The 20,278-nt window shown below is 72.0% G+C and carries 19 protein-coding genes and 1 pseudogene; 11 read left to right on the forward strand and 9 right to left on the reverse strand.

Annotation, left to right across the window (positions count from 1 at the left end; genetic code table 11):
- Positions 1-237: 237 nt before the first annotated feature.
- From FYW95_RS15920 to FYW95_RS15955, 8 genes are read left to right on the forward strand one after another with little or no spacing between them, the layout of a single operon-like run.
- Entirely contained in the window at positions 238-990 is a 753-nt protein-coding gene (locus FYW95_RS15920) for a helix-turn-helix transcriptional regulator (RefSeq protein ID WP_159943687.1), read from the forward strand.
- Positions 991-1,009: 19 nt separating this feature from the next.
- A complete protein-coding gene (gene sufB / locus FYW95_RS15925) occupies positions 1,010-2,422 on the forward strand; it encodes a Fe-S cluster assembly protein SufB (RefSeq protein ID WP_159943686.1) in 1,413 nt (470 codons plus the stop codon).
- A 1-nt stretch (position 2,423) separates the two neighbouring features.
- Positions 2,424-3,584, forward strand: coding sequence for a Fe-S cluster assembly protein SufD (gene sufD, locus FYW95_RS15930; protein ID WP_159943685.1), 1,161 nt, complete (start codon positions 2,424-2,426; stop codon positions 3,582-3,584).
- Entirely contained in the window at positions 3,577-3,912 is a 336-nt protein-coding gene (locus tag FYW95_RS15935; protein ID WP_159943684.1) for a non-heme iron oxygenase ferredoxin subunit, read from the forward strand. The genes sufD and FYW95_RS15935 overlap by 8 nt, the downstream gene beginning before the upstream one ends.
- 8 nt (positions 3,913-3,920) lie before the next feature.
- Complete coding sequence (gene sufC, locus FYW95_RS15940) at positions 3,921-4,682, forward strand: Fe-S cluster assembly ATPase SufC (RefSeq protein WP_159943683.1); 762 nt, start codon at positions 3,921-3,923, stop codon at positions 4,680-4,682.
- 3 nt (positions 4,683-4,685) lie between these two features.
- Positions 4,686-5,987: a cysteine desulfurase gene (locus FYW95_RS15945; protein ID WP_159943682.1), complete on the forward strand. Its 1,302-nt coding sequence runs from the start codon at positions 4,686-4,688 to the stop codon at positions 5,985-5,987.
- Positions 5,988-6,000: 13 nt separating this feature from the next.
- Positions 6,001-6,477, forward strand: coding sequence for a Fe-S cluster assembly sulfur transfer protein SufU (sufU, locus tag FYW95_RS15950; RefSeq protein WP_159943681.1), 477 nt, complete (start codon positions 6,001-6,003; stop codon positions 6,475-6,477).
- Positions 6,477-6,854, forward strand: a complete 378-nt coding sequence (locus tag FYW95_RS15955; RefSeq protein ID WP_159943680.1) for a metal-sulfur cluster assembly factor — start codon at positions 6,477-6,479, stop codon at positions 6,852-6,854. Before sufU ends, FYW95_RS15955 begins: the two co-directional genes overlap by 1 nt.
- Before the next feature lie 76 nt (positions 6,855-6,930).
- On the opposite strand, the gene FYW95_RS15960 is transcribed toward FYW95_RS15955, so the two are convergent.
- On the reverse strand, positions 6,931-7,263 hold the full coding sequence (locus tag FYW95_RS15960; protein ID WP_201294882.1) for a hypothetical protein: 333 nt from the start codon (positions 7,261-7,263) through the stop codon (positions 6,931-6,933).
- Positions 7,212-7,391, reverse strand: a complete 180-nt coding sequence (locus FYW95_RS27735) for a hypothetical protein (RefSeq protein ID WP_201294883.1) — start codon at positions 7,389-7,391, stop codon at positions 7,212-7,214. Before FYW95_RS27735 ends, FYW95_RS15960 begins: the two co-directional genes overlap by 52 nt.
- Positions 7,392-7,411: 20 nt before the next feature.
- On the opposite strand from FYW95_RS27735, the pseudogene FYW95_RS28250 reads away from it, so the two are divergent.
- Positions 7,412-7,720 (forward strand): annotated as a pseudogene (locus tag FYW95_RS28250) (cyclopropane-fatty-acyl-phospholipid synthase family protein); the annotation flags it as partial.
- Positions 7,721-7,948: 228 nt separating this feature from the next.
- Here the strand turns inward: FYW95_RS28250 and FYW95_RS15970 are convergent.
- A complete protein-coding gene (locus tag FYW95_RS15970; protein WP_159943678.1) occupies positions 7,949-10,264 on the reverse strand; it encodes a hypothetical protein in 2,316 nt (771 codons plus the stop codon).
- A 738-nt stretch (positions 10,265-11,002) separates the two neighbouring features.
- Between FYW95_RS15970 and FYW95_RS15975 the strand changes: the two genes are divergently transcribed.
- On the forward strand, positions 11,003-11,893 hold the full coding sequence (locus FYW95_RS15975; protein WP_159943748.1) for an SGNH/GDSL hydrolase family protein: 891 nt from the start codon (positions 11,003-11,005) through the stop codon (positions 11,891-11,893).
- 98 nt (positions 11,894-11,991) lie between these two features.
- Here the strand turns inward: FYW95_RS15975 and FYW95_RS15980 are convergent, their stop codons facing one another.
- The 6 genes from FYW95_RS15980 to FYW95_RS16005 form a co-directional block, all read right to left on the reverse strand.
- Positions 11,992-13,164 carry an EAL domain-containing protein gene (locus tag FYW95_RS15980; protein ID WP_159943676.1) on the reverse strand — a complete coding sequence of 391 codons (1,173 nt, stop codon included), beginning with the start codon at positions 13,162-13,164 and terminating at the stop codon, positions 11,992-11,994.
- A gap of 222 nt (positions 13,165-13,386) precedes the next feature.
- Positions 13,387-14,826, reverse strand: coding sequence for an acyl-CoA carboxylase subunit beta (locus FYW95_RS15985; protein WP_159943674.1), 1,440 nt, complete (start codon positions 14,824-14,826; stop codon positions 13,387-13,389).
- Between the two features lie 106 nt (positions 14,827-14,932).
- On the reverse strand, positions 14,933-16,171 hold the full coding sequence (gene fabF / locus FYW95_RS15990) for a beta-ketoacyl-ACP synthase II (protein WP_160050458.1): 1,239 nt from the start codon (positions 16,169-16,171) through the stop codon (positions 14,933-14,935).
- Between the two features lie 132 nt (positions 16,172-16,303).
- Positions 16,304-16,543: an acyl carrier protein gene (locus tag FYW95_RS15995; RefSeq protein WP_159943670.1), complete on the reverse strand. Its 240-nt coding sequence runs from the start codon at positions 16,541-16,543 to the stop codon at positions 16,304-16,306.
- A gap of 106 nt (positions 16,544-16,649) precedes the next feature.
- A complete protein-coding gene (locus FYW95_RS16000) occupies positions 16,650-17,606 on the reverse strand; it encodes a beta-ketoacyl-ACP synthase III (RefSeq protein ID WP_159943668.1) in 957 nt (318 codons plus the stop codon).
- Positions 17,607-17,608: 2 nt separating this feature from the next.
- On the reverse strand, positions 17,609-18,586 hold the full coding sequence (locus tag FYW95_RS16005) for an ACP S-malonyltransferase (RefSeq protein ID WP_159943666.1): 978 nt from the start codon (positions 18,584-18,586) through the stop codon (positions 17,609-17,611).
- Between the two features lie 255 nt (positions 18,587-18,841).
- Here FYW95_RS16005 and FYW95_RS16010 point away from each other — a divergent pair, with 255 nt between their 5' ends.
- Positions 18,842-20,107, forward strand: a complete 1,266-nt coding sequence (locus tag FYW95_RS16010) for a PucR family transcriptional regulator (RefSeq protein WP_159943665.1) — start codon at positions 18,842-18,844, stop codon at positions 20,105-20,107.
- Positions 20,108-20,278: the final 171 nt, after the last annotated feature.

The following is a 20,278-nucleotide window of genomic DNA, read 5'->3' on the forward strand; positions in this document are numbered from 1 at the left end:
AAGCTGTCCCGTATGACGGGACCGTATTCCCAGAATGTGGTCACCAGGGATGATCGGACCCCTGTTCGCGGTTGTGTCCGCAGGGTGACGGGCACGTGAAGTGCCTGTTAGGCAAGGCTTTCCTTCGTGACCAAGGGCATGGACCCGCCGCGGAGTCGGGTTTGCCTCGGCGGACTTATTTACGCCACACTGATGTTGTCAAAAACAGGAGTCGAGTCCGAGGAGGGAGGGGAAACTGTGCCCGAGGCATCCAGCGTCAGCCCGCCCCGCCCCCTGAGCGGGCCGGACCGCGGCGCCGAGACCGGCACCCGCGCCCGGGTCGCCCGGCTCATCCTGGAGAAGGGCCCGATCACCGCCTCCTCCCTGGGAGAGCGGCTCGGCCTGACCCCGGCGGCCATCCGCCGCCACCTCGACAACCTGACCAGCGAGGGCATGATCGAGGCCCGTGACGCCCGACCCCACGGCGGACGCCGCCGCAGGGGCCGGCCGGCGCGCGTCTTCGCCATCACCGACGCGGGCCGCGACGCCTTCGTCCACGCCTACGACGACCTCGCCACCAGCGCGCTCCGCTTCCTGGCCCAGACGGCCGGACCCGGAGCCGTCGGCGAGTTCGCCCGCAGCCAGGTCGCCGAGCTGGAGCGGCGCTACAAGCCCATGCTGGACGCGGTTCCCGCCGAGCAGCGCGTCCGGCTGCTGGCCGAGGCCCTCTCCAACGACGGCTACGCCGCCACCGCGGGCCAGGCGCCCGCACCCGGGGGCGGCGACCAGCTGTGCCAGCACCACTGCCCCGTCGCGCACGTGGCCGCCGAGTTCCCGCAACTCTGTGAGGCCGAGATCGAGGCCTTCGCGCGGCTGCTGGGCACCCCGGTGCGCAGGTTGGCCACCATCGCCCACGGCGACGGTGTGTGCACCACCCACGTCACCCCCCGGGGCGACGTGGCGAGCGGGGATGACGACACCCCCGCGTCCGTTCACCATAGGGACGTCTGAGTCCAGGAGGAGTCCGCGCATGACGTCTATCGCGCATCCCGAGCTCGAAGGGCTCGGAAACTACGAGTACGGCTGGGCCGACTCTGACACGGCCGGGGCCTCGGCCCGCCGCGGTCTGAACGAAGAGGTCGTCCGCGACATCTCCGCCAAGAAGGACGAGCCGGAGTGGATGACCAAGCTCCGCCTCAAGTCCCTACGGCTCTTCGACAAGAAGCCCATGCCCGACTGGGGCGCGGACCTGTCCAAGATCGACTTCGACAACATCAAGTACTTCGTGCGCTCCACGGAGAAGCAGGCCACGTCCTGGGAGGAACTGCCCGAGGACATCAAGAACACCTACGACAGGCTGGGCATCCCCGAGGCGGAGAAGCAGCGCCTGGTCGCCGGTGTGGCCGCGCAGTACGAGTCCGAGGTGGTCTACCACCAGATCCGCGAGGACCTGGAGGAGCAGGGCGTCCTCTTCCTGGACACCGACACCGCCCTCAAGGAGCACCCGGAGATCTTCGAGGAGTACTTCGGCTCGGTGATCCCGCCCGGCGACAACAAGTTCGCCGCGCTCAACACCGCGGTGTGGAGCGGCGGGTCGTTCATCTACGTGCCCAAGAACGTGCACGTGGAGATCCCGCTGCAGGCCTACTTCCGGATCAACACCGAGAACATGGGCCAGTTCGAGCGGACCCTGATCATCGTCGACGAGGGCGCCTACGTCCACTACGTCGAGGGCTGCACCGCGCCGATCTACAAGACCGACTCGCTGCACTCGGCCGTCGTCGAGATCATCGTCAAGAAGAACGCGCGCTGCCGCTACACGACCATCCAGAACTGGTCGAACAACGTCTTCAACCTGGTCACCAAGCGCGCCGTCGCCGAAGAGGGCGCCACCATGGAGTGGGTCGACGGCAACATCGGCTCCCAGGTCACCATGAAGTACCCGGCCGTGTACCTCATGGGCGAGCACGCCAAGGGCGAGACCCTGTCCATCGCCTTCGCGGGCGAGGGCCAGCACCAGGACACCGGTTCCAAGATGGTGCACTGCGCGCCCAACACCTCCTCCACCATCATCTCCAAGTCGGTGGCACGCGGCGGGGGCCGCGCCTCCTACCGGGGTCTGGTGCAGGTTCAGGAGGGCGCCGACCACGCCAAGTCCTCCGTCAAGTGCGACGCGCTGCTGATCGACACCATCAGCCGCTCGGACACCTACCCCTACAACGACCTGCGTGAGGACGACGCCGAACTCGCGCACGAGGCGACCGTCTCCAAGGTCAGCGAGGACCAGCTCTTCTACCTGATGAGCCGGGGCATGGACGAGGACGAGGCCATGGCCATGATCGTGCGCGGGTTCGTCGAGCCCATCGCGCGCGAGCTGCCCATGGAGTACGCGCTGGAACTGAACCGGCTGATCGAGCTTCAGATGGAAGGAGCGGTTGGTTAAGTTGACCAGCCCGAGCACCGAACCCAGGGCCCACAGCCACGGCCTCGGCGGAATCCCGTTCTCCAAGTTGGCCACCCACGGGTCCTTCGACGTGAACGACTTCCCCGTGCCCGCCGGTCGTGAGGAGGAGTGGCGCTTCACGCCGCTGCGCCGCCTCAGGGGTCTGCACGACGGCACCGCCGTCGCCGACGGCACCGACAAGGTCGACATCGACGCCCCCGCGGGCGTCACCGTCGAGACGGTCGGCCGCGACGACGAGCGCATCGGCGCCGCGGGCTTCCCCGCGGACCGCGTGACCGCCCAGGCGCACACCTCCTTCGAGAAGGCCACGGTCGTCACCGTCGCCCAGGGCGCCGCCCTGGAGCGCCCGGTGACCATCCACCGCCAGGCCCAGGGCGGCACCCGCTACGACCAGTTCGTGATCGACGTCAAGCCGCTGGCCGAGGCGATCGTGGTGCTGAACCAGACCGGCACCGGCGTGCGCGCGGGCAGCGTGGACATCCACGTCGCCGAGGGCGCGCGCCTGACCCTGGTCAGCGTCCAGGACTGGGACCGCGACGCCGTCGACGTCTCCCAGCACAACGCCCAGGTGGCCAAGGACGCGACCTTCAAGTCGATCGTCATCACGCTGGGTGGCGACCTGGTCCGGCTCTCGCCGAAGGTGGCCTACAAGGGGCGCGGCGCCAACGCCGAGCTGCACGGCCTGTACTTCACCGGCGACGGCCAGCACCACGAGCACCGCTCGCTCATCGACCACAACATGTCCAACACCCGCTCGCGGGTGGAGTACAAGGGCGCGCTGAGCGGCAAGGACGCCCACGGTGTGTGGATCGGTGACGTGATCATCGGCGAGGGCACCACCGGCACGGACTCCTACGAGCACAACCGGAACCTCCAGCTCACCGACGACACCCGCGTGGACTCGGTCCCCAACCTGGAGATCTTCACCGGTGAGGTGGAGGGTGCCGGGCACGCCGCCGCCAGCGGCCGGCTCGACGACATCCACCTGTTCTACCTGCGCTCGCGGGGAATCCCGGAGGAGGAGGCCCGGCGCCTGGTCATCCGCGGCTACTTCCTGGAGCTCGTCAACCGGATCCCGGTCGAGGAGCTGCGGGAGGAGATCATGGCCAAGGTCGAGAGCAAGCTGGCCGAGCATGAGTGAGTCCGGTCGCTGGGTGAAGGTCGCCGAGCTCGCCGAGATCCCCGAGGAGGGGGCCCTCGGCGTCGAGACCGACGACGAGACACCCATCGCGCTGGTCCGCAGCGAGGGCGAGGTCTACGCCGTGCGCGACGTGTGCTCGCACGCCGAGGTCCGCCTCTCCGAGGGCGAGGTCGAGGACGGCACCATCGAGTGCTGGCTGCACGGCTCCTGCTTCGACCTGAGCTCGGGGGCGCCGATCAACCCGCCCGCGACCCAGCCGGTCCCCACCTACGACGTGAAGATCGACGGCGACGACGTGCTCGTGTCGCTGGATGAGAAGAATTCCTGAGGCCTGAAATGACGAAGTTCGAAATCCGCGGTCTGCGCGCCGACGTCCTCATCGGTGAGGACGAGCGGCAGGAGATCCTCAAGGGCGTTGACCTGACCATCAACTCCGGTGAGACCCACGCCATCATGGGCCCCAACGGCTCGGGCAAGTCCACCCTCGCCTACGCGATCGCGGGCCACCCGCGCTACGAGATCACCGAGGGCGAGGTCCTCCTCGACGGCGAGAACATCCTGGAGATGAGCGTCGACGAGCGCGCCCGCGCCGGCGTGTTCCTGGCCATGCAGTACCCGGTCGAGGTCCCCGGCGTGTCCATGTCCAACTTCCTGCGCAGCTCGGTCACCGCGGTGCGCGGCGAGGCCCCCAAGCTCCGCCAGTTCTCCAAGGAGCTGCAGGGTGCGATGAAGGACCTGGCCATCGACCCGGCCTTCGCCGCACGCGGCGTCAACGAGGGCTTCTCCGGCGGTGAGAAGAAGCGCCACGAGATCCTCCAGCTGGAGCTGCTCAAGCCCAAGGTCGCCATCCTGGACGAGACCGACTCCGGCCTGGACGTCGACGCGCTCAAGGTCGTCTCCGAGGGCGTCAACCGGGCCAAGGCCGGCGGCGAGATGGGTGTCATGCTCATCACCCACTACACCCGGATCCTCAACTACGTGAAGCCCGACTTCGTGCACGTCTTCGCGGGCGGCCGCGTCGCCGAGTCCGGCGGTCCGGAGCTGGCCGACGTGCTGGAGTCCGAGGGCTACGAGCGTTTCGTGAAGGCGGGCGCGTAACCCATGACCACAGTCCGCGAGTTCGGCAGGGCCGGGACGGGCCCGCTCGACGTCGCGGCGATCCGGGAGGACTTCCCGATCCTCTCCCGGACCGTCCGCGACGGACGGCCGCTGGTGTACCTCGACTCGGGGGCCACCTCGCAGAAGCCCCGTCAGGTGCTCGACGCCGAGCGTGAGTTCTACGAACGCCACAACGCGGCGGTGCACCGCGGCGCGCACCAGCTCGCGGAGGAGGCGACCGACGCCTACGAGGCGGCCCGGGAGACCATCGCCCGGTTCATCGGGGCCGACGCCGGCGAGGTGGTGTTCACCAAGAACGCCACCGAGGGCGTCAACCTGGTGGCCTACGCCCTGAGCAACGCCGCGACCGCCGACGAGCAGCTGCGGCGCTACCAGGTCGGGCCCGGCGACGAGGTCGTGGTGACCGAGATGGAACACCACGCCAACCTGGTGCCCTGGCAACAGCTGTGCCAGCGCACCGGGGCGACGCTGCGCTGGTTCCCCGTGACCGACGAGGGCCGTCTGGACCTCTCCGGCGTCGGGGACCTGGTCAACGAGCGCACCAAGGTCGTGGCCTTCACCCACCAGTCCAACGTGCTGGGCACGGTCAACCCGGTCCGCACGCTGGTCGACCGGGCCCGCGAGGTCGGTGCGCTGACCGTGCTGGACGCCTGCCAGTCGGTCCCGCACATGCCGGTCGACGTCACCGAGCTGGGTGTGGACTTCCTGGTCTTCTCCGGGCACAAGATGCTCGGTCCCAACGGGATCGGCGTGCTGTGGGGGCGCCGGGAACTGCTGGAGGCCATCCCGCCGTTCATCACCGGTGGCTCCATGATCGGCGTGGTCCACATGGAGTACTCCACGTGGGCCGACCCGCCGCAGCGCTTCGAGGCGGGCGTGCCGATGGCCCCCCAGGCCGTCGGCCTGGCCGCCGCCTGTGACTACCTCACCGCGGTGGGCATGGACCGGGTGGCCGCGCACGAGCACGAGCTCACCGAGTACGCGCTCAAGCGGCTCTCCGAGACGGAGGGCGTGCGGATCGTCGGCCCCGCCGAGGCGGTGGACCGCGGCGGTGCCGTGTCCTTCGCCGTGGAGGACATCCACCCGCACGACCTGGGACAGGTGCTCGACGACCGGGGCGTGGAGGTCCGGGTGGGCCACCACTGCGCCTGGCCGCTGCACCGCAGGCTGGGCATCGTCGCGACCACACGCGCGTCCTTCTACCTCTACAACACGCTGGAGGACGTGGACGCGCTGGTGGAGGCGATCGGGGCCGCGCAGAAGTTCTTCGGGACCCGGCCCTAGAGCGAGGACGACCATGCAGTTGGACGCGATGTACCAGGAGATCATCCTGGACCACTACCGCAACCCGCACCACAAGGGCCTGCGGGATCCGCACGACGCCGAGGCGCACCACATCAACCCCACCTGCGGGGACGAGGTGACGCTGCGGGTGGCGCTGATCCCCGCGGAGGGGGCCGACGCCCTCGACGACAAGGCCGTGGTCAGCGACGTCTCCTACGAGGGGATGGGCTGCTCGATCAGCCAGGCCAGCACCTCGGTGCTGACCGACCTGCTCATCGGGCGCACCGTCGCCGAGGGGATGGCCACCCTGGACGCGTTCACGGAGCTGATGCACTCCAAGGGCCGGGGTGAGCCCGACGAGGACGTGCTGGAGGACGCCGTGGCCTTCGCCGGGGTGTCCAAGTACCCCGCGCGGATCAAGTGCGCCCTGCTGGGGTGGATGGCCTGGAAGGACGCCGTGTCGCAGTCCCTGGAGAAGGAAACCGCCTGATGAGCCAGAACGAGACCGAGACGACCGAGTCGACCGAGGCCCCCGAGACCGCGCCCCTCTCCCCGGAGGCGGAGGCGCTGGTCGAGGAGATCAGCGAGGCGCTCAAGGACGTGATCGACCCCGAGCTGGGCGTGAACGTCGTCGACCTGGGCCTGCTGTACGGTGTGAGCGCCGACGAGGGCACGATCACGCTGGACATGACCCTGACCAGCGCGGCCTGCCCGCTGACCGACGTCATCGAGGACCAGGCCACCAGCGCCCTCGACGAGTTCGGGCGCGAGGTCAAGATCAACTGGGTCTGGATGCCGCCGTGGGGTCCGGACAAGATCACCGACGACGGACGCGACCAGCTGCGCATGCTGGGCTTCAACGTCTGACGCACGCACGCGAACGGGCCGGTACCCCCTCGGGGGGTCCCGGCCCGTTCGCGTGCGCCCGGCGGGGGAGCCGTTCCTACGGCGCCGCCCCGTCCGCGCACAGCTGGGCGTGCAGCGTGGCGTGCGCCCACCTCTCCCACTCGTCCGGCGACCAGCCCCGATCGCGGACGAACACCAGGTACAGCTCGGGACTGAGCAGGCCGAACGGCAGATCCGCCGCCGTGTCCGCCGACAGGCCGGGACGGGCGCCGGGCTTGGCCACCAGGGCCGTGGCCGCCGCGCGCTGGACCGTGTAGCGCGGGTCCCCGTCACGGGGCCACAGCGCGGCGATCTCGGGATCGGTGGCGGCGGCCGCGATCAGCGGCGTGAGCGGAGCGACCCGGTCGAAAACCTCCCGGGGGCCGCGCACGCGGCCCGGAACCACTCGCGGTCCATGGTGGCCACCGGCTCGGTGTCCCCGGCGACGGTGGTGTCGACGACGTCCTTGAACAGCGTGCGCTTGTTGCCGAAGACGAAGTAGAGGGTCTGGACGGCCACCCCGCGCGCTCGAACTCGGCTGCGGCACCGGGACCAACGCCGTCTACCTGGCCCGGCACGGCTGGGACGTCGTGGCGGTCGACCTGATCGACCGCGCGATCGAACAGGCGCGGCGCAGGGCCGACGCGGCGGGCGTCGCGCCCCGCCTGGTGTGCGGCGACGCCACCCGGCTCGAAGAGCTCGACGTGTCCGGCCGCTATGACCTGTTATTCGACCTGAGCTGCTTCTGCGGGATCCCGGCCCACCGCCGCGACGCCTACGCCGACGGGATCACCCGCCGCGCCGAGCCCGGCGCGCTGCTGCTGATGTTCGGCTACGGCTACGGGGTGCTCGACCAGGAGTTCGCCGGTGTCACCGCCGAGGAGCTGGAGGAACGCTTCCCGGACTGGGACCTGGTCGACACCAAGCCCGGGACGAACGAGTTCCCCACCCACTGGTTCACCCTTCGCCGCCGCGCGGCCCCCGCCGGACCGGGGCGGCGCCCCGGGCGGCGCTGCGTCCGGTCACGACGAGGCCCCCGGGCGGGACCCGGGGGCCTCGAGCCGGAGGGGAGGCGGTCAGTGCGCGGCGAACAGCCCCGCGCGCAGCTCCGCGGCGATGTCGTTGTCCCCGCGCAGGGTCAGCAGGTCGATCAGGGCCTGCGGGTCGGCGAAGGACTCGTCGTCGTTGTCGGTGACACGGCGGGCCAGGATCCGCAACGCCTCGTCAGTGGAGGCGGGCGCGGTGTACCCGCTCAGGTGCAGGGCCCGGGCGGCCGGGGGGTGACCGCTCAGGTCCGCGGAGGGCAGTTTGCGCGCGTCCAGGCGGTCGCCGGCCACCGTGATGAACACGCGGTCGCCGGGCTGGGCGGCCTGGCGGCGCAGCAGCGGCCGCAGGGAGTCGAACGCGGGCTGGTCGCGCCAGACCAGTACCAACAGGTCGGCCCCGGGCGCGGTCAGGCACAGCAGCCGCCCGGGCTGCAGGCCCAGGTGGGTGGCGTAGCCGGTGGGGACGGCCACGGGCGCGCCGTTGAGGTGGTCGGCGGTGATGTCGATGCGGTGCCACCAGCGCCCGTCCGGGGCGCGGAAGCAGCGGGCCGCCATGGCCGGGTCGCTCGCACCCGGACGTGCGTGCGGGACGGGGGGAACGGCCTGCGCGGCGGGCGGGGCGCCGAGGACCTGACCGGGGGCCGGGCCCAGCGGTACGACGCGGTGCGGGTCCAGGGCCGCGGTGCCCAGGGCGGCGCCCTGCTCGTGGGCGAAGACCGGCTGGGGGGCGGACGAGGACTCGGCCGGGGGGGCGTCCATACGGCGTCGTATCGGCAGCCCGTTCTCGGTGGTGCTCCCCGCCTCCTCCGGCGCGTTGTGGCCCGCGTGGTTGGTGGGCACCTCCATGGGCACCGACGGGTCCACCAGCACGTGCCCGTCCCGCAGGCTCACCCCCGGCGTGCTCAGCAGCCAGGCGCGCAGCTCCTGCTGGCGGATGCCGATACGGCTCAGCCGGATACCGGCCTCGGTCATGCTGGGCGCGTCGCCCAGCAGTTCCCGGGTCTGCCAGCGCAGCCGGTTGGGGTCGTCGGCGATGAGCCAGCCGTTGTGCATCCGCCGGTCGGTGAACAGGGTGATGATCACCCGCCACAGCGGTGTGCCCAGCGTGGGCACCTCGACGGGATGGTCGGGGTGGGCGTTGATCAGCCGGTCGATGGTGGTCGCCGAGCCCAGCAGCTCGGACAGTTCCCGCAGGTGCTTGGTGATCGCCGCGCCCTCGGGGGCGTTGAGCCAGCGCAGCAGGCGCTCCTCCACCTTGCGCTGGGCGGCGCGGATCTGGGTGACGTCCACCGCGATCTGCTCCGACAGCACGCGGATGCTGATGGGGTCGGTGGCGAACAGGCGCTCGGCCGCGACCGTGCGCTCCAGCTCCGGCCAGGAGCGGAACATCTCCTCCACCAGGTCCACCAGGGGGTGCTCGCCCAGCGCCGGGGCTGGGGGCCGCTCCTCCACGTGGTCGGGGCGCATCGCCTTGGGCGGGCCGAAACTGGGCCGGCGCAGGGTACGACCGGGACCCAGGAGCGAGCTGCGGAACTGCGAGCGCAGGTCGCCCACGCCGTCCCGCCCGCCCTCGCCGTTGACCGCCTCGGTGTCCAGGGCCGACCCGGGGATCATCGCGGCGGAGCTGACCGTGGCGGTGGGGGCCGCGCCCTGCTCCGCGACCACCGACTCCTCGTCCTGCTCTCCGTTGCGCTGGGCGCGCAGGGCCCGCAGGGTGCGGATCGCCCGGGTCGCGGGGGTCTGCGGCGGCGTGAGCCCGGTTCCGGAGTCCCCGCCCGCCTCGTCACCCGCGCCGGTGGCGGCGGTGAGGTACTCCAGGGCGTTGCGCACGTGCTCGGGGGCCGAGTCGGGCATCCAGTGGCTGATGGTGCGCACGGCCTCCATCATCAGCGCGGGGGAGGGCGTGGGTCCCGATGGCAGTTCGCAGCAGGGCTGCAGCGCGCGCCAGGCCACCGTGCTCACCACGTCCACCACACCGCAGCCGGGCAGCCGCCACTCGTTGATCTCCTGCGGGCTGCTGGAGACGAGACGCTCCCAGTCCCCGGCGGCGGACACGACGGCGCCGCGAACGGGCTCGGACAGCTCGGAGCAGTCCACCGCCTGCGTGCGCAGGCTCGGTAGGAACTCGGCCAGGGGGACGTGCGGCCAGTGCTCCAGGGCCAGGCGGGCGATGCCGTGGGCGAGCCAGGGCGGACCGGCGATGTCCAGGACACGGGCCACCGGCAGCGAGTGCCACCAGCCGTCGATGAGGCGGTCATGGTGGAGCAGGGGTGCCACGTCCGGCGACCTCGACCACCGCAGCGCGGGCGCGAGGTCGACGAGGCAGATCGGAGAGACGGCGTTCATCCGCTGGGGACCTCGACCTCCTGGTGTCTGCACGTGAATTGGGAAGGAACCGCACGGGCCTTCGGTTCGATGCACCACAGTACGCGCCCCTCACCCGCGTGGGGGCCGAGCGTCGGGCCGGTCCGGTGTGCCGGGGGAGGGCACGGCGAGCCGGGGGACAGGGGTGCCGTGAGCACTTCTCCGAGATCGTACGTCCCCGCGCGCCACATGGGTACCCCCAGGTGGACCCGGTCAGCGGTCCGCGGGACGCGAACACGGTGCGTGATCACGGCAAGAGGGACGTTCACCACCGGTGACCTGCGTGAATGTGTGATCTACCTCATAAGAGATATACGCCTTTGGTGAGGTCGGCCGGGCGGAGGGGTTTCCCGAGCCGCTCCGGAACCGCGGTGCGCGCGCACCCCCTCCGGCCCCTGCGGGGGCCGGTGCGGACCCCGCGGCGGCGCACCGCGCCTCAGGCACCCGGTCGTCGGTCGCGGGTATGCTGGACGGGCACTGTCATCGCCCGAACGACCTTTCTCCCGGGAGGCCGCACCCGCTGGCCGACAGGGGTCGACGGTGTTGGGGCACAGGTCGGCGCGCCCCCGTGCGGCCCGTACCAGAATTCCGTACCCGCGCTCCCTCGGCGTTGCGCAGGCGTGGGACGGTCGAGCCGGATGATTGGTAGATGTGACGGACCTCCAGACGAATCCCCCAGCGGCCGCTCGCGTGAGCAGACCGGAGCCCATCCGGTCCTACGTGGCGATCGGCGACAGCTTCACCGAGGGGATGGAAGACGACAGCGGCCCGGGCGGCGAGTACCGGGGCTTCGCCGACCGCCTCGCCGAGCACCTGGGCACGGTCACGCCGGACTTCCGCTACGCCAACCTGGGCGTGCGGGGACGCCGGATGCGGCACATCTTCGGTGAGCAGCTGGAGCAGACCCTCCGGTGGAAACCGGACCTGGTCACCGTCTTCGCCGGCGGCAACGACGTACTGCGCCCGGGCAGCGACCTCGACCGGCTGGCCGAGCACTTCGAGTGGGGTATCCGCCAACTGCGCGACGCGGGTCTGCGCGTGGTGATCCTCTCCGGCCACGACACCGGCTGGATCCCCGTCCTGCGCTACTACCGGGGTCGCGTCGCCGTGTTCAGCATGCACATGCGCGCCGTCGCCGAGCGCACCGGAACCGAGGTCGTGGACCTGTGGGCGCTCAACGCCCTCGCCGACCCCCGGGCCTGGAGTGAGGACCGCCTGCACCTCAACGGTGCGGGCCACCAGATCGTGGCCGCGCGCATCGCCGACCTCCTGGGCTTCCCCATGGGGCCGACCGAGGCCTGGACCGACCCGTGGACCACCCCTCCCCAGCAGCTGCCCAGCATCCTGCGGCGCCGGCAGACCCGCCGCTGGGCCCGCCAGCACCTGGTGCCCTGGCTGCGCCGACGCGCACTGGGCCGCTCCTCCGGCGACGGGCGCCAGCCCAAGCGGCCCCACCTGGACTACCTCTACGACGAGGCCACCCGCGCCGAGATCGCCAGGGCCGTCGCCGAGGGCAGGGTCCGGGAGGCCGCCTACAACGGCTTCGACCCGGTCGGGAGCACACCGACCAGCAGTCCCTCGGGCACCAAGGGGCCCGACCCCGTGGAGTGACCCGGGGCCGGCGTGCCCCCCGGCCTCCGGGGGCGTCCGGACCGCGCCTGGGGCCCCGCACCGACAGGCGCGGGGCCCCAGGCGCTTCCGGTCCGGGCTCAGCTGCGCGACAGGGACTGGATGAGGTCGCTGATGTGTACCACGCCCAGGCACTGGCCGTAGTCGTTGGTCGCGATCAGGTCGTCGTAGACACGCACGGTGTCCTGCCCGGCCACCCGCAGCGCCGCCAGCGCCGACATCCAGGCCGGGACCGTGCGCGGGGACTCCGCCAGGCGCATCGCGGGACGCTTGGCGTGCAGGGCGTGCCCGTAGCGGCCGGTCACCGACAGCAGGAACCGGGTCCGGTCGATCACCCCGACCGGCCGCTCCCGGTGGTCGATGAGGATGACGCTGTTCAGAGCCGGATCCCCGGTGAAGGACTCCAGCACCTGTTCGGCGGTGGCGTCGGAGTCCAGCCCCACCGGCGGCACCATGAACTCGGTGACCCGGGGCCCGGAGTCGTGCGCGCCCTCCTGCCCCGCGGTCGGCTCGGGCACCGGGGTCACCCGCTCGCCCGGCCGCCAGGTGTGGTCGGCGAAGAACGGGCCCGTGCCCACGCGTATCCCGCAGCGGCGCAGCCGTACCACGTCCTCGGCCGCGTGCACGCCCGAGGCCAGCGCGTACACCCCGCTGCCGCGGCCGATCCGGGCCAGGCCCTCCACCACCGTGGCCTGCCGCTGGTCCGAGGCCACCTTGGACACGATCGAGGGGTCGATCCGCATCAGGAAGGGAGCGGACTCCACCACCAGGTCCGGGCGCACCATCGCGGTGCCGAAACCGCACCGGAACCCCGCCGAGCGCAGCCGGGCCACACCGGCGACGACGGTGGGCCTGGCCAGCTCGGCCAGATCGGGGCTGAGCATGAAGGTGATGTCGCGGGGACGGCGGCCCGCACGGCGCAACTGGCTCTCCGCCAGGGCCGCGAACCCCTCACCCGACAGCATCCGCGCCGGCAGCGGCAGCACGAGCGGCAGCAGGCTCTCGGTCGCCGCGGCCTCCCGGACCAGGACCAGGAGCCACTCGGCCACCGCCGACTCCTCCTGGGAACTGACCTCCGCGAAGCGGCCGCGGCCCGACGGAGGCGGGGCGGCGGTGATCTCCACGGCCACCACGGCACCCGAGTCCAGGTCCACGACGGGTTGGTAGATGGGCGCGCCCGCGGCACGGCGGGGAGGCGCGTCGGACTCGTCCCGCCATGCTGTGGGGGAGTGTTGGGAATGCAGGGCAGACACATATCCATGGTGTCCGGGAAACGGTCCTACCTGAAGGCGTTTTCTCGGCTGTTCGGTTCACCTTCACGCCCCGTTCCTCGCGGCTCCACCGAGGTGAACCGCCGCATACACGCCGCACCGCCCGCCGGGTCTCCCGGCGGGCGGTGCGGTGCGGGCGGGGCGCCCCGTTCGTCGTGCGGCGGGCGTGGACCCCCGTCCCACCTGAGCGAAGGCCCCCGGCGCCTACAGGGGGATGTTGCCGTGGGCGCCGCGCGCGGCCGGAGCCGCCACGATCGCCTCGGCCAGGGCGGTGCGGGTGTTCTTGGCCTCGATGACCTCGTCCACCACGCCCAGCTCCATGGCCCTGTCCAGGCCCCCGGCCTCCTTCTCCTGCTCGGCGGCCAGCCTGGCCTCCAGGGCCGGGCGCTCCTCCTCGGAGACCGCGGCCAGCTCGCGCCGCTTGAGGATGCGCACGGCGGCCACCGGCCCCATGACCGCGATCTCCGCGGTCGGCCAGGCCAGGACCCTCGTGGCGCCCAGGGAACGCGAGTTCATGGCGATGTAGGCGCCGCCGTAGGACTTGCGGGTCACCAGGGTCACCCGGGGCACGGTGGCCTCGGCGAAGGCGTGCAGCAGCTTGGCGCCGCGCCGCACCACACCGTCCCACTCCTGGCCCACGCCCGGCAGGTAGCCGGGCACGTCCACCAGGACCACCAGCGGAACGCCGAACGCGTCGCACATGCGCACGAACCGGGCCGCCTTCTCCGCCGACTTGGAGTCCAGGCAGCCGCCCAGCCGCAGCGGGTTGTTGGCGAGCACGCCCACGGTACGCCCGCCCAGGCGGCCCAGCGCGACGACCATGTTCGGCGCCCACCGGGCCTGGAGCTCGATCGACTCCTCGCCCAGCGGGCTGTCCAGGACCCCGTCCACCAGCGGTTTGACGTCGTAGGCACGGCGCGAGGACTCCGGCAGCACGTGGCTCAGGTCCACGTCCGTGACCTCGCCCGTGCGCAGCTGGCCCTGGTTGCCCAGCAGCAGCGCCAGCTGGCGGCCGCGCCGCATCGCCTCGTCGTCGTCCGCGGCGGTGACGTGCACCACCCCGCTGCGGCGCCCGTGCGCGTCCGCGCCGCCCAGCTCCTCGGCGGTGATCTTCTCGCCGGTCACGCTCTCGACCACGCCCGGGCCGGTCACGAAGACCTTGCCCTTGGCCGACATCACCACGATGTCGGTCAGCGCCGGACCGTAGGCGGCGCCGCCCGCGGCCGGGCCGAGCACCACCGAGATCTGCGGGACCACGCCCGAGGCGCGGGTCATTGCGGCGAACACCCGGCCCACCGCGTGCAGGCTCTCCACGCCGGCGGCCAGCTGGGCGCCGGAGGAGTGCCACAGGCCCACCACGGGCACCCGCTCGCGGACGGCGTGCTCGTAGGCCACCTCCATGGCGGCACAGCCCTTGCTGCCCATCGCGCCGCCCTGGACGCGGGCGTCGTTGGCGAAGGCGACGGCGGGCATACCGTTGAGGCGGCCCACGGCGGCCACGGCGTCGGCGCCAGACCCCTCCTCGGTGAGCAGCCGCACGGAGCCCTCGTCGAAGAACTGGGTGAGCCGGACACGCGGCTGGCGGGGATCACTCTCGGGGGCGGCCTGCGGGACCGCCGTCACACGGTTGTCGATCACTGTCACGGAAGCTGCGCTCCTTCGCCGAAGCGGTCATGGGCACGCCGGTGCGGCGGCACTGGAGAATCGGTGCGGGGGCCGCCGCGGCGCGGCGGCCCCGTCGCGCGCCGGATCAGGCGCGGCGGAAGACCACCGCGATGTTGTGGCCGCCGAACCCGAAGGACTCGTTGATGGCGGCGACGTCGCCGGTGGGCATGTCCCGGGGCTTGTCACGGACGATGTCCACGACCACCTCGGGGTCGAGCTCCTCGATGTTGATGGTCGCCGGGATGCGACCGTCGTGCAGGGCCAGGATGGTCGCGATCGACTCCACCGCGCCCGCCCCGCCCAGCAGGTGGCCGGTCATGGACTTGGTGGAGGTCACCGCCACCCGGTCGGCGGCGGAGTCGCCCAGCGCCGCGCGGATCGCGCGCGTCTCACCGACGTCCCCGGCCGGGGTGGAGGTGGCGTGCGCGTTGACGTGGACGATGTCGTCGGGCGTGAGGTCGGCGTCGGCCAGGGCCTGGGTGATGGCCCGGGCCTGCCCGGTGCCCTCCGGCTCGGGCTGGACGATGTCGTAGGCGTCGTTGGTGTAGCCCACCCCGGCGGCGTGCGCGTAGACGCGGGCGCCGCGCTTGGCGGCGTGCTCGGCCGACTCCAGGACGAGGATGCCCGCGCCCTCGCCCATCACGAAGCCGTCGCGGTTCCTGTCCCAGGGGCGGGAGGCGGTCTGCGGGTCGTCGTTGCGCGTGGACAGGGCGCGCATGGAGGCGAAGGAGGCGATGTTGAGCGGATGGATCGCGGCCTCGGTGCCGCCCGCGATCACGACGTCGGCGCGGCCCGCGCGGATCATGTCCACACCGTTGGCGATGGCCTCGGCGCTGGAGGCGCAGGCGCTCACCGGCACGTGGGACCCGGCCCGGGCCGTGTACTCCAGGCTGATCGCGGCGGCGGGGCTGTTGGGCATGAGCATGGGCACGGTGAACGGGGAGACCCGCTTCCAGCCCTTCTCACGGAAGGTGTCGTACTGCTCCAGGATGGTGAGGATGCCACCGATCCCGCTGGAGACCACCACGCCCAGGCGCACGGGGTCGACCTCGGGGGACCCGGCGTCGGCCCAGGCCTCCGCCGCGGCGATCAGCGCGAACTGCTGGGTGCGGTCCAGGCGGCGCAGACGCGGCCGGGGCAGCTTCTCCGCGGGCTCCTGCGCGATCCGTCCGGCGAAGTGCACGGGCAGCGACTCGTGCCACTCCTCCGGCAGCGCGGTGATGCCGGAGTGGCCGTCGAGGAGCGCGGACCATGTGGTCGCGACGTCACCCCCGAGGGGGGTGGTGGCGCCGAGGCCGGTGACGACGACATCGGTCTTGGACATGATCCGATCGCCCTTCTCGTGGGTCGTTCCCGGCTGCGGGCCGGGAAGGCTTGGCTTTGGTGAACGGTGCCCCGTACGGCGGCTGTGGGGTGGGGCGGCCGGGACGGTGTGGGCCCCGCCGCCCCGAACGCGCTACTTCTGGATGAAGTTGATGACGTCCTGGACCGTCTTGAGGTCCTTGAGCTGGTCGTCCGGGATCTCCACACCGAACTTGTCCTGGGCGGCGATGGCGATCTCCACCATGGACAGCGAGTCGATGTCGAGGTCGTCCACAAAGCTCTTCTCCGGGGTGACCTCGGAGGGCTCGGTGCCGACGATCTCCTCGATGATCTCGCCGAGGCCTTCCAGGATCTCCTGCTCGCTGTGAGCCATGTCGTGTTTCTCCTTGCTTGGTGTTCGGTGTTGGTTCAGGGACACCGTCCGGGCCGTGGACGTGAGGGCTCGGACCGGGCGGTGTGACCGCGGGTTCGGGCGGTGCTCAGGGGATGCGGATCACCTGAGCCGCGTAGACCAGCCCCGCGCCGAAGCCCAGGGTGAGTACGGTGCTCCCCGACGGCAGCTCCCCGCGTCCGATCATGCGCGACAGCGCGAGAGGGATGGACGCGGAGGAGGTGTTGCCAGCGGTGACGATATCGCGGGCCACGAGTGCCTGGGGCGCCCCCAGCTTCTTGGCGATGGACTCCACGATCCGCAGGTTGGCCTGGTGCGGGACGAACGCGGTCAGCTCGGAGGGCTCCACGCCCGCCCGCTCCAGGGCTTCGAGGGCCACCTTGTACAGCTCGGTGGTGGTCCAGCGGAAGACCGCCTGCCCCTCCTGGTAGAGGTACTGGTGGTCGCGCAGGTAGATCTTGTCGGCGCGCTCGCCGGAGGAGCCCCAGACCACGGGGCCCACGCCCTGCTCCTCGGAGGCCGACACGATCGCGGCCCCGGCGCCGTCGGCGAAGATCACACAGGTACTGCGGTCGTCCCAGTCCACCCAGTCGCTGAGCTTCTCCGAGCCGATCACCAGCGCGTTGCGCGAGCTGCCGCCGCGGACCATGTCCGAGGCCACGCCCAGCGCGTAGCAGAAGCCCGCGCAGGCGGCGTTGAGGTCGAAGGCGCCGGGGGCGGGGACGCCGAGCCGGGCGGCGACGGTGGCCGCGGTGTTGGGGATCTGGTCCTCCACCGTGCACGTGGCCACGATCACCAGGTCGACGTCCTCGGGGGACAGGCCGCTGGCGGCCAGGGCCTTGCCGCCCGCCGCCACGGCCATGCTGGTCACGGTGTCCTCAGGGCCCGCGATCCGCCGCTCCCGGATGCCGACGCGGCTCTGGATCCACTCGTCTGAGGTGTCGACGCGCTCTTCCAGGTCGGCGTTGGTGACCACGCGGGAGGGCTGGTACTCGCCGAGGGCGACGATCGCCGCCCCTCTGGGAGCGCTCGGGGAGCTGAACATGGTTAGCCTTCCTGGTCATCGGCCGCGGCGGTTCCGGCGTGCTCCTTGACGAGGGCGCCGGCGCGGTCGAGGTCGTCGGGGGTCTTGACCGCGAGGAGCTCGACACCGCGCAGCGCGCGCTTGGCCAGACCGGTGAGGGTGCCCGCCGGGGTGAGCTCGATCATCGCGGTCACCCCGAGGTCGGCCAGGGTCTGGGTGCAGGCGTCCCAGCGCACCGGGGAGGCGATCTGGGAGACGAGCCGCTCCAGGTACTCGGAGCCGCTGTCGACCACCGCGCCGTCGGCGTTGGAGAGCAGGCGCACCGTGGGGTCGGAGGGGGAGAGGACCGAGGCGGCCTGGCGCACCCGCTGCACGGCCGGGGCCATGTGCTCGGTGTGGAAGGCGCCCGCCACGGACAGCTGACGCAGCCGGGCCCGCTCGGGCGGGTTCTCCGCGAAGGCGGCGAGCTGCTCGGTGGTTCCGGCGGCGACGATCTGCCCGGAGCCGTTGTCGTTGGCCGGGGTCAGGCCCGCCTCGGCGATGGCCGCCAGCACCTGCTCGCGGTCACCGCCCAGGACCGCGGTCATTCCGGTATCGGTCCGCGCGGCGGCCTCGGCCATGCCGCGGCCGCGCTCGCTGACCAGGGCCAGGGCGTCCTTGGGGGAGAGCACGCCGGCGATGACGGCGGCGGTGAACTCCCCGACACTGTGTCCGGCGACCGCGTCCACCATGGAGCGCTCGGCGGGCAGCCCCGGGGAGGGCGAGGCCAGCGGGCCGAGCACGGCGTCGGCCGCGATCAGGCCGGCGCTGACCAGCAGGGGCTGGGCGACGGCGGTGTCACGGATCTCATCCGCGTCCGCGGTGGTGCCGTAGCGCACCAGGTCGAGCCCGGCCACCTCCGACCACGCCGACAACTGCGCGGAGACACCGGGCAGTTCGAGCCACGGGGAGAGGAAACCGGGAACCTGGGCGCCTTGGCCGGGAGCAACGATTACAAGCACGACATCAACCTTGCCCTGTAGGAGATCACCAGTCAGATAGGGAGGTACACGAAGTTCTGTCGACACCGTTTGTGGGGACTCCACAAAACGGTGTCGGACCTGCGTCCCCGCACCGGGAAACGGTGGGAGAGATCACTGCCGACGGTACGCGCCGCTCGGGCGCGCCGCCGCCGTCACGGCGGAGGCGTGTCGCCTCAGACCCGGAGCCCGGGACGCGGCGCCGACCGGGGTCGGGGGCAATGCGAACCTAGAGGTGTGAACACCGAATCCCACCAGTCCCAGGACGACCAGGACAGGACCCCGGTTCCGGCAGGTACGGCGGCCGCGGGCGCGTCGGCCGAGGAGGAGCGGATCCGCGCCGAGACAGTGCGGCGCCTGGAGCGCTCCATGGGCGTGCTCGGCACCGCGGCCGTGTCCCGTATGGAGCAGCGCCTGGGCTGGTTCCGCCGCATGTCGGCGGAGGACCGCTCGTGGATCGGCCTGGTAGCCCAGTCCGGGGTGGCGGCCTTCGTCGACTGGTTCCGCAACCCGGTGCGCGGGCGCCCGGCCATCACCGTCGAGGTCTTCGGCACCGCACCGCGCGAGCTCACCCGCTCGGTCTCCCTCCAGCAGACCGTCGACATGATCCGCGTGGTCATCGACGTGGTCGAGGGGCAGGTGGAGGAGCTGGCCGCGCCCGGCGGCGCCCAGCAGCTGCGCGAGGCCGTGCTGCGCTACACGCGCGAGGTGGCCTTCAGCTCCGCGAAGGTCTACGCGCGCGCGGCCGAGGCGCGGGGCGCCTGGGACGCCCGCCTGGAGGCCCTCATCGTCGACGCCCTGCTGCACGGCGACCACGAGGACGGTCTCCAGACCTGGGGGTCGGCCCTGGGCTGGTCGCACACCCCGGTCATCGCGGTGGCCGGCGAGGCGGGTGAGTCCGACGGCGGCAAGGTCCTGGACGACCTGCGCTCGGCCGCGCGCCGCCTCGGCCACGACGTGCTCGCCGGTATGCAGGGCACGCGCGTGGTCGTCGTGGTGGGCGTGGGCGGGCGTTACCCGGCCGAGGAGCTGCCCGGGGCCGCGGCCGAACCGCTCGCCGGGCTCTTCGGCCCCGGCCCGGTGGTGGTGGGCCCGGCCGTCGCCGACCTGAACGCCGCCGGGGCCTCGGCCCGGGCCGCGGTCAACGGGCTGCGCGCCGCCGTGGCCTGGCCGGACGCCCCCCGCCCGGTGCTCGCCGAGGACCTGCTCCCCGAGCGGGCGCTGCAGGGTGAGGCCGAGGCCCGCCGCCAGCTGGTGGAGGAGGTCTACGTCCCCCTGCTGGGCGCGGGCTCCCCCCTGCTGGACACCCTCTCGGTCTACCTGGAGCACGCCTCGTCCCTGGAGGCCACCGCCAGGATGCTCTTCGTGCACCCCAACACGGTCCGCTACCGGCTCAGCCGGATCGCCGAGCTCACCGGCCGCGTCCCCTCCGACGGGCGCGGGTCCTTCGTCCTGCGGGTGGCGATCGCCCTGGGACGCCTCTCCGGAACCGGTGAGGGTTGAGCCGCCGCAGGTGGGAACCCGTGCCGTAACCTGATCGTTGCCTGTCATGTCTGGGCACTTATGGAAGTTTCACCAGCACCGGGTATGTCAGTAACTGCTCGTGTGCGCCCGGAGACCGCACGAAAAGGGATAGCTTTGTAGTGGGCGGATGGCCGATGGGACCGGCGAGGC

This window comes from Nocardiopsis sp. FR4 (assembly GCF_009830945.1).
In the GTDB taxonomy this organism is placed as follows: Bacteria; Actinomycetota; Actinomycetes; order Streptosporangiales; family Streptosporangiaceae; genus Nocardiopsis.

Coding starts and splice junctions, on each gene's coding strand:
- sufB (WP_159943686.1), top strand. CDS start 1,010: ATGACGTCTATCGCGCATCCCGAGCTCGAAGGGCTCGGAAACTACGAG.
- FYW95_RS15935 (WP_159943684.1), top strand. CDS start 3,577: ATGAGTGAGTCCGGTCGCTGGGTGAAGGTCGCCGAGCTCGCCGAGATC.
- sufC (WP_159943683.1), top strand. CDS start 3,921: ATGACGAAGTTCGAAATCCGCGGTCTGCGCGCCGACGTCCTCATCGGT.
- FYW95_RS15945 (WP_159943682.1), top strand. CDS start 4,686: ATGACCACAGTCCGCGAGTTCGGCAGGGCCGGGACGGGCCCGCTCGAC.
- sufU (WP_159943681.1), top strand. CDS start 6,001: ATGCAGTTGGACGCGATGTACCAGGAGATCATCCTGGACCACTACCGC.
- FYW95_RS15955 (WP_159943680.1), top strand. CDS start 6,477: ATGAGCCAGAACGAGACCGAGACGACCGAGTCGACCGAGGCCCCCGAG.
- FYW95_RS15970 (WP_159943678.1), bottom strand. CDS start 10,264: ATGAACGCCGTCTCTCCGATCTGCCTCGTCGACCTCGCGCCCGCGCTG.
- fabF (WP_160050458.1), bottom strand. CDS start 16,171: ATGTCCAAGACCGATGTCGTCGTCACCGGCCTCGGCGCCACCACCCCC.
- FYW95_RS15995 (WP_159943670.1), bottom strand. CDS start 16,543: ATGGCTCACAGCGAGCAGGAGATCCTGGAAGGCCTCGGCGAGATCATC.
- FYW95_RS16000 (WP_159943668.1), bottom strand. CDS start 17,606: ATGTTCAGCTCCCCGAGCGCTCCCAGAGGGGCGGCGATCGTCGCCCTC.